This is a genomic window from Noviherbaspirillum galbum, from assembly GCF_010974945.1.
Lineage (GTDB): Bacteria > Pseudomonadota > Gammaproteobacteria > Burkholderiales > Burkholderiaceae_D > Noviherbaspirillum > Noviherbaspirillum galbum.
In genome coordinates this window covers 98332-113290 of the sequence record NZ_JAAIVB010000035.1, presented here as the reverse complement: position 1 = coordinate 113290, position 14959 = coordinate 98332, and the positions used below count along the sequence as shown (strand labels likewise).

Sequence of the window (14959 nt, the reverse complement as noted above, 5' to 3'; positions counted from 1 at the left end):
AGGATGGAGAATGGTCCGCGAATGTCCACGAATGCGACGCTTGTTCGATGCCGGCAAGCGGGAGTGATTCCCGGTTGCAAGCAATCTGTAAGGTAACACAGGCAGCCATGCCTAGCCAGTCGGAGCACCGTTGCGGTGCACCGCTGGCGGCAGCCGCGCCTAGAACGTTGTACGCACGCCAACGATGAGATCGCGGCCGGGTTGCGGCGCCACGGCGCGCAGCAGCGAGGTCGATAGCCGGACGTCCTGGTTGAGCAGGTTCTTGCCGATCGCGAAGCCGGTCCATTCGGCGCGCGCGGTCTTCCAGGTGTAGGAGACGTTGGCATCGAGCAGCGTATAAGCCGGGGTGGCGAAGGATTCGAAGGGCGCGAGCCGGTCCTGCGCCAGCGCGCGCGTGAGCGACGCGCCGCTGCGCAGCGGACCGGCGCGATAGCCGGTCTCCACGCCTATCCTGGCTGCCGGTTGCAGCGGCAGGTTGCTGCCGTCGTCCAGCCTGCCGCGCGAGACGTCGCCGAAGGCCCGCAGCGACCAGCCGGAACCGGTCTGGTTCCAGCCGACCTCGGCTTCCGCGCCGCGGATGGTGGCATCGCCCTGCGACCAGACGCGGCGCATGAAGCCGCCCGCCGCATCGGCCGCGCCGGTTTCGCCGACCATGGTGCCGTCCATGCGGCCGAAGATGAAATGGCGGATGCGGTTCTCGAACAAGTTCGCCTTCCAGCGCAGCTTGCCGCTGGTTTTCTGCAAACTAAGTTCGAGGTTGCGCGAGGTTTCCTTCCGCAGGTCGGCGTTGCCGATGTCGAAGGTCGCCGTCGATTCATGCGGCCCTTCCGAATAGAGCTCTTCGATCGATGGCGCACGCTGGGCAAGCGAGATCGTGGCGCCGGCTGCGTAGCCCGGCACGAAGTGCCACAGCGCGCCGGCGGATGCCGACGCCAGGTTGAAACGGCGATCGGGCTGCATGCCCTGGTCGGGCCGGCGGCTGACCGATTCCAGGCGCAGGCCGGCATTGGCGCGCACCGGTCCGAACTCGCGTTCCTCGACCGCGAAGGCGGCCGCCGAATCCGAACGGGTTGCCGGGACGGTGTCCGCCCGGCCGGTCTCGGCCGACAAGGCGGAGAAACGGCTGGTTTCCGCCTGCACGCCGACGGTGCCGCGCCAGCCGCCAAGCGGCGCATGCGCCAGCTCCAGCCTCGCCTCGTTGCTGCGGTTGCTGAAGTCGGTGGCCGGCGTCCCGTCCTGCAGCTTTTCGGTATGACGGTAATCGGAAGCGCCGAGCTTGAAGCGCATGCTTTCGATGCCGTCGGCGGGCCGCAGCACCATGCCTTCGACGTTGAAGCGGGTTTGCTGTTGGTCGATGAAAGACCGCTCGGCGGTGGGGATGCCATAGCGGCTGTTGCGCGTGTCGACCGAGACGCCGGCATAGCCCCAGTCGCCGATGCGCGACATGCCGAAGCCCAGGGTGCTTGCGCGGGTGGCCGACGAGGGCAGGCGGTCGCGCGGACCGGCGGGATCGTTGGGCGCGGCCAGGCCGGGAATCGCGTAGTCGCCAGTGGTGCGGGCGCTGCCATCTACGTGCAGGCCGAGGCTGCCCGCCGCGGCGTCGCCCGAGAGCGACAGGCCGCGTTCGCGGTCGGCGCTTCCCAGCCGCAGCTCGGCTTCGCCGGAGGGTTGCGTCGCCAGTTCCTGGGGAATGCGTTCATTCACCACGTTGACCAGTCCGCCGATCGCGCCCGAGCCGTAGAGCAGCGCCGCCGGTCCGCGCAGGATCTCGATCTGGCGCGCGGTGGACGATTCCGTTGCCACCGCGTGGTCGTTGGACAGCGTGGACACGTCCGCCACCGACATGCCGTTCTCCAGCACCTTGATGCGCGGTCCTTCGAGGCCGCGGATGATGGGGCGGGATGCGCCGGCGCCGAAGCCCGAGGCCGAGACGCCGAGTTCATGCGACAGCGTGTCGCCGAGGGAAACACCTTGCTTGTTGCGCAGTTCGGGGCCGGCCAGCACCTTGGCCGGGCTCAGGATCTGCCCCGCCTCGCCGCCGCCGAGCGCACTGGAGGTGACGGTGACGGTGCTCATCGCCGGTTCGGGTTGCTGTGTTTGCTGCGCCAGCGCTGGCAGGCTCGCGAGCGCGGAAATGACCGCGCTGGCCGCGCGGCGTCGATACATTGCCATGATGTGGGATTGCCGATGAAAGTGGATCGGTGCCGACGGCAGTCATGCCGGCGGAACGGATGGGCGCGGCGAGGGCCGCGCGGGCGTTCATCGGCGCACGGGTGGCGCGCGGGAAGAAAAGCAGAGGGAGGGAGGCGCATCCCAGGAGAGGAAGGCGGCCCAGAGCGACAGGACGCGCGCGCTGGACAGCAGCGGCGGCAGGACGGGCGGCATGTGCAAGGCATCGGCCGTGGCCGCCGCGTCGAAGGCAAGGCAGGAATGGCTCAGGTCGGCATCGCCGCCGGACTTGCCGGCGGAGGCATCAGTTTGCATCGCCGTCTGCGCGCCCTGCATCAGCGCGGCGTGCACGATGCGGTGTTTCAGGCCGGCCCATTGCGCGAACAGCAGCGCCATCGCCAGCAGCAGGACGATGGACAAGGATGGTTTGCGCTGGTGTCGAAGAAGCACGGGCACGGGGAGTGGGGTTGGACGGCAGGGGAGCATTATACCGGTGCCGGCGCGACCTGCCCGGCGCTGCCGTTTCCGGACCGGAAAGAAAACAAGCGCACGCTGCCGGCAGGCAAGGTGCGCTTGTGATGCGGATTCCGGGTTGGACGCAGCACCGGCGACGCCGGCGATGCGGCGGACCGGCGCGGAATCTCAGTCGCCGTACAGCTTCTGCTTCAGTTCGCGGCGCTGCTGCGCTTCGAGCGACAGCGTGGCGGTCGGGCGGGCGAGCAGCCGGGGAATGCCGATCGGCTCGCCGGTTTCCTCGCACCAGCCGTAGTCGCCGGCATCGATGCTGGCGATGGCCTGCTGCACTTTCTTGAGGAGCTTGCGCTCGCGGTCGCGTGTACGCAGTTCCAGCGCATGCTCTTCCTCGATCGTCGCTCGGTCGGCGGGGTCTGGAACCAGCACGGTTTCACGCAGGTGCTCTGTCGTTTCGCCGGCGTTCTTGAGCAGGTCTCTTTCGAGCTGCTGCAAGCGCGCCTTGAAGAAAGCCAGCTGCGCCTCGTTCATGTAGTCTTTGTCGCTCATCGCGAGGATCTGCTCCTCGGACAGAAGCGTGCCCTCAGCGGGGGCAGGCGTCGATTTGTTCTGTTTGGTAGCCACTTCGCTTACTTTCGAAACTGCGGATGTTTCCATCGACTGTCTTCATCCGGAATGCCTGGCCATGGGCCCGGTTTCCGGACGTCTCCTTGCAACCCGGCTCCCGATGCCGATCGATCACCGGCAGGAGAGACGTTTGCGCAAGCCGCCTTGTCCAGTTGGGAAACCGAAGTTTCCGTCAGGCTTCAACGCGGCTGCGAACCTGTGTTTTACCTTGCTTTTCAGTGCTTTGGCAATGGGTTTTGCACACGCACCGATGACGACGCACAATCTGACGATACTAAATTCTGCATTGTGGAAAGATTCATTCATTGCAGAATCTAACACACATTAAGCGGAATCTGTTGGCAAAACGGCCACCCCGATACCGGAGGTGACTGAGCGACCTCAACAAAAGCGGCCGTAGTTTATACCAGACATTGGTCGAGCCCGGTGACAAATGTCTCCTTCGGCAGATTTTTCCCGATGAACACCATCTTGCTGCCGCGGGGTTCGCCATCGCCCCACTTCGCGCCGATGTCGCTGCCCATCATCTGGTGCACGCCCTGGAACACGACCTTGCGGTCCGCGCCTTCCATCCAGATCACGCCCTTGTAGCGCATCATGCGCGGCCCGTACACCTGCACCAGCCGTCCGAGGAAGTCATCGAGACGCGCGGTATCGAAGGGCCGGTCGCTGCGGTAGACGAAGGCCGCCACGTCGTCGGCATGGCGCGCATGGTGGTGGTCGTGTGCATGGTCATGGTGGTCATGATCGCAATGCTCGCCGCAGGCGTGATCATGGTCGTGATCATGTTCCTCGGCGGCGAGGAAATCTGGATCGATTTCCAGCTTGTCGTTCAGGTTGAAGCCGCGCAGGTCGAGCACCTCGGCGATCGGCACTTCGCCGAAATGCACCTTGCCGACGGGCGCGCGCGGATTGATGCGCTTGAGGCGCGTGACCAGCTCGTCGACCTGCCCCGCCGCCACGATATCGGTCTTGGACAGCAGCAGCTTGTCGGCGAACCCGACCTGACGCTGCGCTTCCTCGTGCTCGTCGAGCTGCTGCATCGCATGGCGCGAATCGACCACCGTGATCACCGCGTCGAGCATGTAGTGCATGGCGACCTCGTCGTCCATGAAGAAGGTCTGCGCCACCGGCCCTGGATTGGCCAGGCCGGTGGTTTCGATGACGAGGTGGTCGAAGCTGATCTCGCCGTCATTGCGCTTCTGCGCCAGCGTTCCCAGCGCCGCGATCAGGTCGCCGCGCACGGTGCAGCAGACGCAGCCGTTGCTCATCTCTACGATCTGCTCGTTGCTGTCCTGCACCAGGATTTCGTTGTCGATGTTTTCCTCGCCGAATTCGTTTTCGATGACGGCGATCTTGTGCCCGTGCGGTTCCTTGAGGATGCGGTTGAGCAGGGTGGTTTTGCCGGCGCCGAGGAAGCCGGTCAGGATGGTGGCGGGGACGAGAGCCATGCGTCTCTTCTCCTTCGTGTTCGTTGGTCGGTTGTCCGGGTCATTCGGAGGCGGGCGCGCAGTCCGGGCACCAGCCCTTGATGGTGAATTCGATGTCGTGGCTGCGGAAGCCCTTTCCAAGGGATTTCCGCACCGCGTCCTGCAGCAGCGCGGGCTCGGCCACGCTCTCGAGGCAGAACACCCTCGCGCAGCGGGTGCACTTGAAGTGTCCGTGCTGGTGGTGCGGCGCGTCGGCGGGATGCTCCGCGCCGGCGCTGTAGCGGAAAACCCGGTCATCGCCGGCGATCTTGTGCGCCAGGCCGGCGTCGGTCAGGCAGTCCAGCGCCCGGTAGAGGGTGACCCGGTCCATGTCGGCGAAGGCATCCTGCATGTCCTGGTGCGAGCAGGCCTGCTCGGCCTGCAGCAGCGCGGCCAGCACTTTGATCCGGGCCGAGGTGATGCGCACCGCCGCCGCGCGCAGCTGCGATTCGGCAAGCGCCGACACCGCCGAGGCGGGCGGGGAAGCGTGCGGAATGACGGAAGGGAATTTGGCTTTGCTGCTCATCACGGGATTATCGCGCAGTCCGGCGCCGATGCGGTGCACCGGCGGCTCAGGGTTTGCCCAGCATCAGTCCCTTCAGATATTCCCCTTCGGGAAAGCTGGTCGTCATCGGATGGTCGGCCCCGGCCGACAGCCGGCGCAGGATGCGCGCGTCCACCTTGGCATCGTTGGCCGCGCCGGCGACGATCTTCTGGAACAGGTCGGCGCTGATGGCGCCCGAGCAGGAATAGGTGAACAGCAGCCCGCCCTCGCGCAGCAGCTGGAAGCCGAGGAGGTTGATGTCCTTGTAGGCGCGCGCCGCGCGTTCCACCTGGCCGGGCGAGGCGGCGAACTTCGGCGGGTCGAGCACGATCAGGTCGAAGCTTCGTCCTTCCTCGCGCAACGCGCGCAGCAGCTTGAAAACGTCGGCATCCTGCCATTGCGCCCTTGCCGCGTCGAAACCATTGAGCTCGACGTTGCGGCGGCCGATGTCGAGCGCTTCGCCCGAAGAATCCACCGAGAGCACGCTGCTGGCGCCGCCCTTGAGCGCGGCCAGCGAAAAGCCGCCGGTGTAGCAGAAGCAGTTGAGCACGTCGCGGCCGGCGGCCTGTTCCATCACCAGGCGGCGGTTGTCGCGCTGGTCGATGTAGAAGCCGGTCTTGTGCCCGGCCTTGATGTCGACCGCATAGCGCACGCCGTTCTCGGTCACGTGGGTCGCGTCGCCGGGTTCCTTGCCGGCGAGCACGCCGGTCACCAGGGGCAAGCCCTCGCGTTCGCGCACCGACGCGTCGGAGCGTTCATAGACGTTCGGGCAGCCGGTCTCGGCGATCAGCGCCTGCACGATGGGGACTTTCCAGGCTTCCACGCCGGCCGACTGGAACTGGCAGACGAGGTAACCCTCCGTGCCGGCATACCAGTCCACCACCAGCCCGGGAAAGCCGTCGGCCTCGCCGAAGATGAGGCGGAGCGCATCGGTGTCGCGCACGCTGGCGCGGCGCCAGGCCAGCGCCTGGCGGATCCGGCGCTTGATCAGGGCATGGTCGACTGGCTCCTTCTCGCTGAAGGTCCAGACCCGCGCACGGATCTGCGACTGCGGGCTGTAGGCGGCGCGCGCCAGGAACTGGCCGCTCGCGGATTGCACCAGCGCGGTCGCGCCGGCCTTGTTCTTTTCTTCGGGCTTGCCCTCGATGCGGTCGATGGCGGTGGGAAAGACCCAGGGATGGCGCCGCAGGAGGCTTTTTTCCTTGCCCGGCTTGAGTGTGATGGTAAGCATAGGCGGGATTGTAGCCGCTCCCGCACGGCGGTTCAGCAAAAGCCCGCGCGACTCTCTACTCGGGCTTGCTGCTCTTCTTCGCCCGCGGGTGGGCCGCGTCGTAGACCTGCGCCAGGCGCTGGAAATCGAGGGATGTATAGATCTGGGTGGCGGCGATCGATGCGTGGCCGAGCATTTCCTGCACCGCCCGCAGGTCGCCCGAGGATTGCAGCACGTGCGAGGCGAAGGAATGCCGCATCACGTGCGGATGCACGTTGGCAGGGATGCCCAGCGCCAGCGCGTGCGCCTTGATGCGCAGTTGCACCAGGCGCGGCGTCATGCGCGTGCCGCGGCTGGTCAGGAAAAGCGGATGCGGATCGAGCTTGACCAGCGTGGGACGAATGGCGAGCCAGGCGCGTACCGCTTCCATCGCCGGCTTGCCGACGGGAACCTTGCGCTGCCTGCCGCCCTTGCCGGTCACATGGACCTCGTGCTCGTCGAAATCGATCCAGCCCGCCGAGACATGACCGTCCTCGCGGACGAAATGCACGTCCAGTGCCACCAGCTCGGAGACGCGCAGGCCGCTCGAATAGAGCAGTTCGAACATGGCCCGGTTGCATTGCTGGTCGGCCCCCGCTCCGGCCCCGGCCCTCGATTGCGGCGTCTCGGCCACGAGGCGCACCGCGTCGTCGGCGGACAAGGCCTTGGGCAGCGGCTTGCTGCGCTTGGGCGCCTTCACGCCGTCGACCGGATTGGCGGCGAGCTGCGCCGACTCCGACAGCCACCCGAAGAAGCCGCGCCAGGCGGACAGCTTGCGCGCGATCGAGCGCGGGTTGAGTCCCTTGGCATGCAGTTGCGAGGCGAAGCGCCGCACATGGGCATGGCTGACGTCGGAAAAGCCCGGTGCGCCCGGCAGCTTGCCGGCGAGTTCGACGAGCTCGGCCAGGTCGCGCCGGTAATTGTCCACGGTATGGGAAGACAGCTTGCGATGCCGTTCCAGCACCTCGAGATAGGCGCCGACCTGCGCGGCCAGTTCCGGCGCGGTGGACATGGAAACGCTCAGGCGTCCAGCAGGCAGGCCAGCGCGGCGCTGGCGGTCTGGGCGATCTTTTGCAGGAAGTCGGTGGCCATGTCCGCGCTGAAGCGCTGCGGATCGGGCGAACCCAGCACCAGCAGGCCGAAGGCTTCCGGCGCGGCGCCGACCCGCAGGGGCAGCATGGCGACGGAATGCACCGATTCCGCGTCCTCGAACCAGCCGGCCGCCTCGAATTCCTGGTTGGTGCCGCAGTAAGGCACCGTCAGGCCGTTGGTGAACAGGCGCGCGTCTTCCGACACGGCTGCCGCGAACCAGGTGTGCGAGAACGCTTCGCCGACGTTCCACAGGCGCAGCGTGGCGTGCGGAACGTTGAAGATGGTCTGCAGGCCGTTGACCAGCGTGTGCGGCAGGTCCACGTCATTGCGGGCCAGCAGCAGGGCGCGGGTCCAGAGCTGGAACTTGTCGGTGATGGCGTCGTTTTCCTGGCCGATGCGCATCAGCTCGGACAGGCGCATCTCCATGCCCTTGATCTTTTCGCGCAACACTTCCATCTGGCGTTCCTGCAGCGATACCGTGCGCCCGGCGAGCGGGCTGGTGAGCTTGATGCGGGACAGCAGCTCGCTGTGTTCTTCGAAAAAATGCGGATTGTCGGCCAGGTAATCGGCGATGGCTTGGGAATCGACTTGGAGTGTCATGGCGCAGAAAGTATCGGAGTAAGTTCCCGCCCCGGAGGGAGGGAACCGGAGGATGCAGCGGCGATTGTAACCGACAACCGGGGCGCGCAAGCCGCTTGCGGCGCGCCTGCAACGTCAGAGTTCGATTTCGCCTTCGAACACCGTGACCGCCGGCCCGGTCAGCAGTACAGATTGCTCGGGCTGCCAGGCGATGGACAGTTCGCCGCCACGCGTCGAGACCCGCACCGGCGAGTCGAGCAGGCCGCGCCGGATGCCGGCAACGACCGCGGCGCAGGCGCCCGTGCCGCAGGCCAGGGTCTCGCCCGCGCCGCGCTCGTATACCCGCAGGCGCACGTGGCTGCGGTCCATTACCTGCATGAAGCCGGCATTGACGCGCCGCGGGAAGCGCGGATGCGATTCGATCGCCGGGCCGTCCGCCTCGACCGGCGCGGCGTCGGCGTCGTCCACCACCTGCACCGCATGCGGGTTGCCCATGGACACCACCGAGATCCAGGTCGTCTTCCCGTTCACGTCCAGCGGCCACAGCGTATCGTCACCTTCCGGTTTACCCTGCAAGCCTTGCGCGTCGAAGGGCACGCGCGCGGGTTCGAGGATGGCCGGGCCCATGTCGACGGTGATGTTGCCGTCGTCTTCCAGGCGCGGTTCGATCACGCCCGACATGGTTTCCACCTTGATCGCGCGCTTGTCGGTCAGGCCCTTGTCGACCACGAACTTGACGAAGGCGCGCGAGCCGTTGCCGCATTGCTCCACCTCGCCGCCGTCGGCGTTGTAGATGCGATAACGGAAATCCACGCCCGGCGTCGGCGACTTTTCCACCACCAGCATCTGGTCCGCGCCCACGCCGAAGCGACGGTCGGCGAGCTGCTTCCACTGCTCGGGGGTGAAGGCGATGCGCTGGCTGATGGCGTCGATGACGACGAAATCGTTGCCCGCGCCGTGCATTTTGGTGAACTTGAGTTTCATGGATTCCGATCCTGTTGAATCGATTGTAACGCCTGCGGTCAATACACGCCCGGCTTGCCCGGCGGCCGGGTCTTGAAGCGCTTGTGCGCCCAGAAGTATTCCGCCGGCGCTTCCCGCACGCGTTTCTCGATGAAGGCATTCATGCGCCGCGTGGCCGCGGCGACGTCGTCGCCCGGATAGTCTTCCCAGGCCGGATAGAAGCGCACCCGCCAGCCGCGGTAGTCCGGCAGGAAGGTGGCGACCACGGGGATGATCTTCGCGCCGGTGGCCGAGGCGATGCGCGCCGGCGCGGTCAGCGTGGCGGCGGGAATGCCGAAGAAGGGCACGAATTCCGCGTCCTTCGCGCCGAAATCCATGTCGGGCAGCATGAAGTAAGGCAGCTTCTCCCGCATCGCGCGCAGGATGGGCTTGACGCCGTCGGCCCGCGAGAACAGCTTGACCTCGCGGAAACGCGAGCGGCCGCGGCGCAGCGCCTGGTCGAAGGCCTGGTTGCGCTGCCGGGTGTAGATCGAGCACAGCGAGCTTTCGAGCATGACCGCCACGCCGGCCACGTCGAGGCAGACGAAATGCGGACACAGCAGGATGGTCGGCCCGGCGGCGATCTGCTCCAGCGGCACGCCCGGCTCAACGACCAGCAGGCCTTTCAGGCGCGCTTCGGATGCCCACCACAGCACGCCCCGTTCGAGGATGCTGCGGGCATAGGCCTGGAAATGCGCGCGCGCGATGCCGAGGCGCTCGTCGTCGGACAGCTCCGGCAGGCAGAGGCGGAGATTGGTCAGCGTAATGCGTCGCCGCGAGCCCACCATCCGGAACAGCAGCGCGCCGATGACTTCGCCGATGCGGCCGAGCACCGGCAGCGGCAGCCAGTGCAGCAGCCACATGATCGCCAGCAGCAGCCTCATGACGCATCCCCGCCCGGCATTGGCTCGCCCGGCGGCGTGACGCCCGCCGGCACCTTATAGCGGTTATAGCTCCAGAAATACTGCGCCGGGCAGCGCGCTACCAGTTTTTCCATGGCGCGGTTGATGGCGCGCGCCTGTTGTTCCGGCGTCTCGCCCAGGTTTTCCTCGAAGCGCACGAAGCGCATCACGAAGCCCCGGCCGCGCGGCAGGCGCTCGGCATAGGTCAGCAGGATGGGCGCGCCGGTCATGCCGTGCAGCTTGCCCGGCAGGGTCATGGTATAGGCGGGCTTGCCGAAGAAGCCGGCCCAAACGCCTTCGCCGTTCTGCGGCACCTGGTCCGGCAGCAGGCCGATCAGGCCGCCGCCCTTGAGCGCCTTGAGAAGCATGCGCACGCCGCTCAGGTTGGCCGGCGCGAGGTGCAGGTTGGGGCGGGCGCGGGCGCCTTCGACCAGCGGCTTGAGGATGGCCTTGCGCGGCGGGCGGTAGAGCACCGTCAGCGGCATCCGGGCCGCCATGGTTTGCGCGGTGACCTCGAAGCAGCCGAGATGCGGCGTCAGGAAAACGATGCCGCGGCCGGCGGCCAAGGCTTCCTTCACCAGCGCATCGTCCTCGATGGTGACCGCGGCCAGCACCCGCTCCTGCGGCGCGCACCAGATGAAGGGCAGTTCCAGCACGTTCTTTCCCGCTTCCTGGACGGCGGCCGGCAGCACGTGGGACAGGCCGGCGCGCGCCAGGTTGTCCTTCAGCCGGCGGCGATAGGAAGGGGAGAGCAGGTAGACCAGCCAGCCGAGGGCCGCGCCCGCGGCATGCAGGACGGGCAAGGGCAAAAACGACAACAGGCGAAAGAGGCTGACTAGCATCAGGATGACAACACGCGCTTGGTGATTTTTTTTCAGAGGCGTAAAATAGCACACCAGGGTCGCATCGCCCGCCGATTGTTTTTCTTCACGAAAACCGAGAAAGCGCAGGCAGCTTCCCACCGCCGAGTTAATCAGACAACTTGCGAGGCGGCCGACAAATTTCGCTAAAGCGTCGCAGGCTCGCATGGCCGCGACATGTGGTCAATCATCAGTTTTGGAGCTTGCGATGGCAAACGACTTTCTCTTCACCTCGGAATCGGTCTCCGAAGGTCACCCCGACAAGGTGGCCGACCAGATTTCCGATGCAATCCTCGATGCAATCTTCACCCAGGACCCGCGTTCCCGCGTGGCCGCCGAGACGCTGACCAACACCGGCCTGGTCGTCCTGGCCGGTGAAATCACCACCAATGCGCACGTCGACTACATCCAGGTCGCGCGTGACACCATCAAGCGCATCGGCTACGACAACACCGAGTACGGCATCGACTACAAGGGCTGCGCCGTGCTGGTGGCCTACGACAAGCAGAGCAACGACATCGCCCAGGGCGTGGACCACGCCAGCGACGACTACCTCAACACCGGCGCCGGCGACCAGGGCCTGATGTTCGGCTACGCCTGCGACGAGACGCCCGAGCTCATGCCCGCGCCGATCTACTACGCACACCGCCTGGTCGAGCGCCAGGCCCAGCTGCGCAAGGACGGCCGCCTGCCTTTCCTGCGTCCGGACGCCAAGAGCCAGGTGACGATGCGCTACGTCGACGGCAAGCCGCATTCCATCGACACCGTGGTGCTGTCCAGCCAGCACAGCCCCGAGATGAGCGACGGCTCCAAGATGAAGCCGGAGTTCGTCGAGGCCGTCATCGAGGAAATCATCAAGCCGGTGCTGCCCAAGGAATGGCTGAACAATACCAATTACCTGATCAACCCCACCGGCCGCTTCGTCATCGGCGGCCCGCAGGGTGACTGCGGCCTGACCGGCCGCAAGATCATCGTCGACACCTACGGCGGCGCCTGCCCGCACGGCGGTGGCGCTTTCTCCGGCAAGGATCCCACCAAGGTCGACCGCTCGGCCGCCTATGCCGCGCGCTACGTCGCCAAGAACATCGTTGCCGCCGGCCTGGCGCGCCAGTGCCAGATCCAGGTGGCGTACGCGATCGGCGTGGCCCGCCCGATGAACGTCACCGTCTACACCGAAGGCACCGGCGTCATTCCCGACGACAAGATCGCCGCGCTGGTCAACGAGCTGTTCGACCTGCGTCCGCGCGGCATCATCCAGATGCTGGACCTGCTGCGCCCGATCTACGGCAAGACCGCCGCCTACGGGCACTTCGGCCGGGAAGAGCCGGAGTTCACCTGGGAACGCACCGACAAGGCCGCCGCGCTGCGCGCCGCTGCCGGACTGTAAGAACGAGGGGCGGCACGCTGCGATGAAACGGTTCAGGCAAGGCTTGCTTCAGCTTGTGATTCCGCGAACCGGACGTGCCGCCCTTCACATCGCGGCTGGCCTTGCCTTGCTGCCAGCCCTGCTTCAGCCCGCGGCCGCCATTCCGGTGCGCAGCGCGGCCCAGAAGCCGGCCGCCCCGGCCGACGTATGCAAGCGCCTGACGCCGCGACTTCCCGGCGTATCCCTGGCGCAATGCCAGAAACTCCAGCTCCAGCCGACGGGCGTCGTGTCCCGCAACGGTTTCCCGCTGCTCCTCAAGACCTACCCCGCGGCACGAAACCAGAAGGAGCCGCTGCGCGTGCTGCTGCTCGGCGGCATCCATGGGGACGAGCTGACGGCTGCCGCCATCGTGTTCCAGTGGATGCAATTCATGAACATGGGGGCGTCGCAAGCGCAAAACTTTTCCTGGCGCGTTGCCCCGGTGGTCAATCCCGACGGCTTGCTGGCTGGCAAGCCGCAGCGGGTGAATGCCAACGGCGTCGACCTCAACCGCAATTTCCCCACGCCCGGGTGGCAGAAGGACGCACCGGCCTACTGGACGCGGGTCACCGGCCGCGATCCGCGCCGCTATCCCGGCAAATCGCCGCTGTCCGAGCCGGAATCGCGCTGGCTGAACCAGGAAATCGAGCGTTTCCGGCCGCACGTCATCGTCTCGGTGCATGCTCCTTTCGGCGTGCTCGACCTCGACGGCCCCGCCAATCCGCCAGAGCGCTTCGGCCGCCTAGTATTCAACCGGGTCGGCGTCTATCCCGGCTCGCTGGGCAATTATGGCGGTGCCAACAAGAACGTTCCGGTGATCACCATCGAGCTGCCGAACTCCCTCGCCATGCCTCCCGCCGAGGAAGTCCGGCGCATCTGGGCCGACATGCTCGGCTGGATGGAAAAGAACGTGTCCACCGGCAAGCCGCCGGCCGCCATCCAGCGGACGGCGCTGCGCTGAGATAGCCGGCCAGGGCGGATCCGCCTGCCGCACTGCATGCTGATTCCCGCAAAAGCTCAGGTATAATTCCCGGACTCCAAGGAGCGTTGCAGCACGGTGCCCGCCATCGTGTCAGGCTTGGATTCTTTGCAACGGCGCTCACGAACTTTTTTCTTTTTTCCGGAAAGGAGGGCGTGATGAGCGCCGTTATCTCGAACACCAATTCCACCCAAGACTTTTTCGTTGCCGACCTCAGCCTCGCTGACTGGGGCCGCAAGGAAATCAAGATCGCCGAAACCGAAATGCCCGGCCTGATGGCCATCCGCGAGGAATTCGCGGTCGCGCAGCCGCTCAAGGGCGCGCGCATCACCGGTTCGCTGCACATGACCATCCAGACCGCGGTGCTGATCCAGACGCTCGAAGCGCTGGGCGCCAAGGTCCGCTGGGCCTCCTGCAACATCTACTCTACCCAGGACCACGCGGCCGCGGCCATCGCCGCCAGCGGCACGCCGGTCTTCGCCTTCAAGGGCGAGTCGCTCGACGAATACTGGGACTTCACCCACCGCATCTTCGAGTGGACCGACGGCGGCTACTCCAACATGATCCTCGACGACGGCGGCGACGCTACCCTGCTGCTGCACCTCGGCGCCCGCGCCGAGAAGGACATCGGCGTGCTGGCCAATCCCGATTCCGAGGAAGCCGTCTGCCTGTTCAAGTCCATCAAGGCCAAGCTCGCCACCGACCCGACCTGGTATTCCACCCGCCTCGCCCAGATCAAGGGCGTGACCGAGGAAACCACCACCGGCGTTCACCGCCTGTACCAGATGCACAAGGAAGGCAAGCTGGCCTTCCCGGCCATCAACGTCAACGACTCGGTCACCAAGTCCAAGTTCGACAACCTCTACGGCTGCCGCGAATCGCTGGTCGACGGCATCAAGCGCGCCACCGACGTGATGGTTGCCGGCAAGGTCGCCGTGGTGGCCGGCTACGGCGACGTGGGCAAGGGTTCCGCCCAGGCCCTGCGCGCCCTGTCCGCGCAAGTGTGGGTCACCGAGATCGACCCGATCTGCGCCCTGCAGGCCGCGATGGAAGGCTACCGCGTCGTCACCATGGACTACGCCGCCGAGCATGGCGACATCTTCGTCACCGCCACCGGCAACTACCATGTGATCACCCACGAGCACATGAAGCGCATGAAGGACCAGGCCATCGTGTGCAACATCGGCCACTTCGACAACGAGATCGAAGTCGCGGCGCTGCGCGGCTACACCTGGGAAAACATCAAGCCCCAGGTCGACCACGTGATCTTCCCCGACGGCAAGCGCATCATCCTGCTGGCCGAAGGCCGCCTGGTGAACCTCGGCTGCGCCACCGGCCATCCGTCCTACGTGATGAGCTCGTCCTTCGCCAACCAGACCATCGCCCAGATCGAGCTGTACACCAATACCCAGGCCTATCCGGTCGGCGTGTACACCCTGCCCAAGCACCTCGATGAAAAGGTCGCCCGCCTGCAGCTCAAGAAGCTCAATGCCCAGCTCACCGTGCTGAGCGATGAGCAGGCCGGCTACATCGGCGTGAAGAAGGAAGGCCCGTATAAGGCCGATCACTACCGTTATTGATGAACGCGCGCGGCGGACCGGTTCCGCCGCG

Annotated in this window: 14 protein-coding genes and 1 riboswitch; of the genes, 3 read left to right on the top strand and 11 right to left on the bottom strand. The window is 66.1% G+C overall.

Features of this window, described 5'->3' with window-relative positions; translation table 11 throughout:
- Window positions 1–159: 159 nt before the first annotated feature.
- From G3574_RS09655 to G3574_RS09605, 11 genes are all read right to left on the bottom strand, one after another.
- Window positions 160–2172 carry a TonB-dependent receptor gene (locus G3574_RS09655; RefSeq protein ID WP_163962435.1) on the bottom strand — a complete coding sequence of 671 codons (2013 nt, stop codon included), beginning with the start codon at window positions 2170–2172 and terminating at the stop codon, window positions 160–162.
- Window positions 2173–2259: 87 nt separating this feature from the next.
- Window positions 2260–2589, bottom strand: a complete 330-nt coding sequence (locus tag G3574_RS09650; RefSeq protein WP_235953253.1) for a hypothetical protein — start codon at window positions 2587–2589, stop codon at window positions 2260–2262.
- 222 nt (window positions 2590–2811) lie between these two features.
- Window positions 2812–3297: an RNA polymerase-binding protein DksA gene (gene dksA / locus G3574_RS09645; protein ID WP_163962433.1), complete on the bottom strand. Its 486-nt coding sequence runs from the start codon at window positions 3295–3297 to the stop codon at window positions 2812–2814.
- Between the two features lie 371 nt (window positions 3298–3668).
- Complete coding sequence (locus G3574_RS09640; protein WP_163962431.1) at window positions 3669–4718, bottom strand: CobW family GTP-binding protein; 1050 nt, start codon at window positions 4716–4718, stop codon at window positions 3669–3671.
- A gap of 40 nt (window positions 4719–4758) precedes the next feature.
- The gene (locus tag G3574_RS09635) at window positions 4759–5262 is read right to left on the bottom strand and encodes a Fur family transcriptional regulator (RefSeq protein ID WP_163962429.1); all 504 of its coding nucleotides are present in this window, start codon (window positions 5260–5262) and stop codon (window positions 4759–4761) included.
- A gap of 46 nt (window positions 5263–5308) precedes the next feature.
- Window positions 5309–6511 carry a class I SAM-dependent rRNA methyltransferase gene (locus tag G3574_RS09630; protein ID WP_163962427.1) on the bottom strand — a complete coding sequence of 401 codons (1203 nt, stop codon included), beginning with the start codon at window positions 6509–6511 and terminating at the stop codon, window positions 5309–5311.
- Window positions 6512–6566: 55 nt separating this feature from the next.
- Entirely contained in the window at window positions 6567–7541 is a 975-nt protein-coding gene (locus tag G3574_RS09625; protein ID WP_163962425.1) for a tyrosine recombinase XerC, read from the bottom strand.
- Window positions 7542–7549: 8 nt separating this feature from the next.
- Entirely contained in the window at window positions 7550–8221 is a 672-nt protein-coding gene (locus tag G3574_RS09620; protein WP_163962423.1) for a DUF484 family protein, read from the bottom strand.
- Window positions 8222–8335: 114 nt separating this feature from the next.
- Window positions 8336–9184 (bottom strand): diaminopimelate epimerase, encoded by an 849-nt coding sequence (dapF, locus tag G3574_RS09615; RefSeq protein WP_163962420.1) that lies wholly within the window; start codon window positions 9182–9184, stop codon window positions 8336–8338.
- 38 nt (window positions 9185–9222) lie between these two features.
- Window positions 9223–10086 (bottom strand): LpxL/LpxP family acyltransferase, encoded by an 864-nt coding sequence (locus G3574_RS09610; protein ID WP_163962418.1) that lies wholly within the window; start codon window positions 10084–10086, stop codon window positions 9223–9225.
- Entirely contained in the window at window positions 10083–10949 is an 867-nt protein-coding gene (locus G3574_RS09605; protein ID WP_268958873.1) for a lysophospholipid acyltransferase family protein, read from the bottom strand. Before G3574_RS09605 ends, G3574_RS09610 begins: the two co-directional genes overlap by 4 nt.
- A 223-nt stretch (window positions 10950–11172) precedes the next feature.
- Between G3574_RS09605 and metK the strand changes: the two genes are divergently transcribed.
- The 3 genes from metK (at window position 11173) to ahcY (ending at window position 14928) form a co-directional block, all read left to right on the top strand.
- Window positions 11173–12351 (top strand): methionine adenosyltransferase, encoded by a 1179-nt coding sequence (gene metK, locus G3574_RS09600; protein ID WP_163962415.1) that lies wholly within the window; start codon window positions 11173–11175, stop codon window positions 12349–12351.
- Between the two features lie 43 nt (window positions 12352–12394).
- Window positions 12395–13330 carry a M14 family zinc carboxypeptidase gene (locus G3574_RS09595; protein ID WP_235953251.1) on the top strand — a complete coding sequence of 312 codons (936 nt, stop codon included), beginning with the start codon at window positions 12395–12397 and terminating at the stop codon, window positions 13328–13330.
- A 72-nt stretch (window positions 13331–13402) separates the two neighbouring features.
- Window positions 13403–13477: riboswitch (S-adenosyl-L-homocysteine riboswitch) on the top strand.
- A gap of 29 nt (window positions 13478–13506) precedes the next feature.
- Window positions 13507–14928 carry an adenosylhomocysteinase gene (gene ahcY / locus G3574_RS09590; RefSeq protein WP_163962411.1) on the top strand — a complete coding sequence of 474 codons (1422 nt, stop codon included), beginning with the start codon at window positions 13507–13509 and terminating at the stop codon, window positions 14926–14928.
- The last annotated feature ends 31 nt before the right edge of the window (window positions 14929–14959 follow it).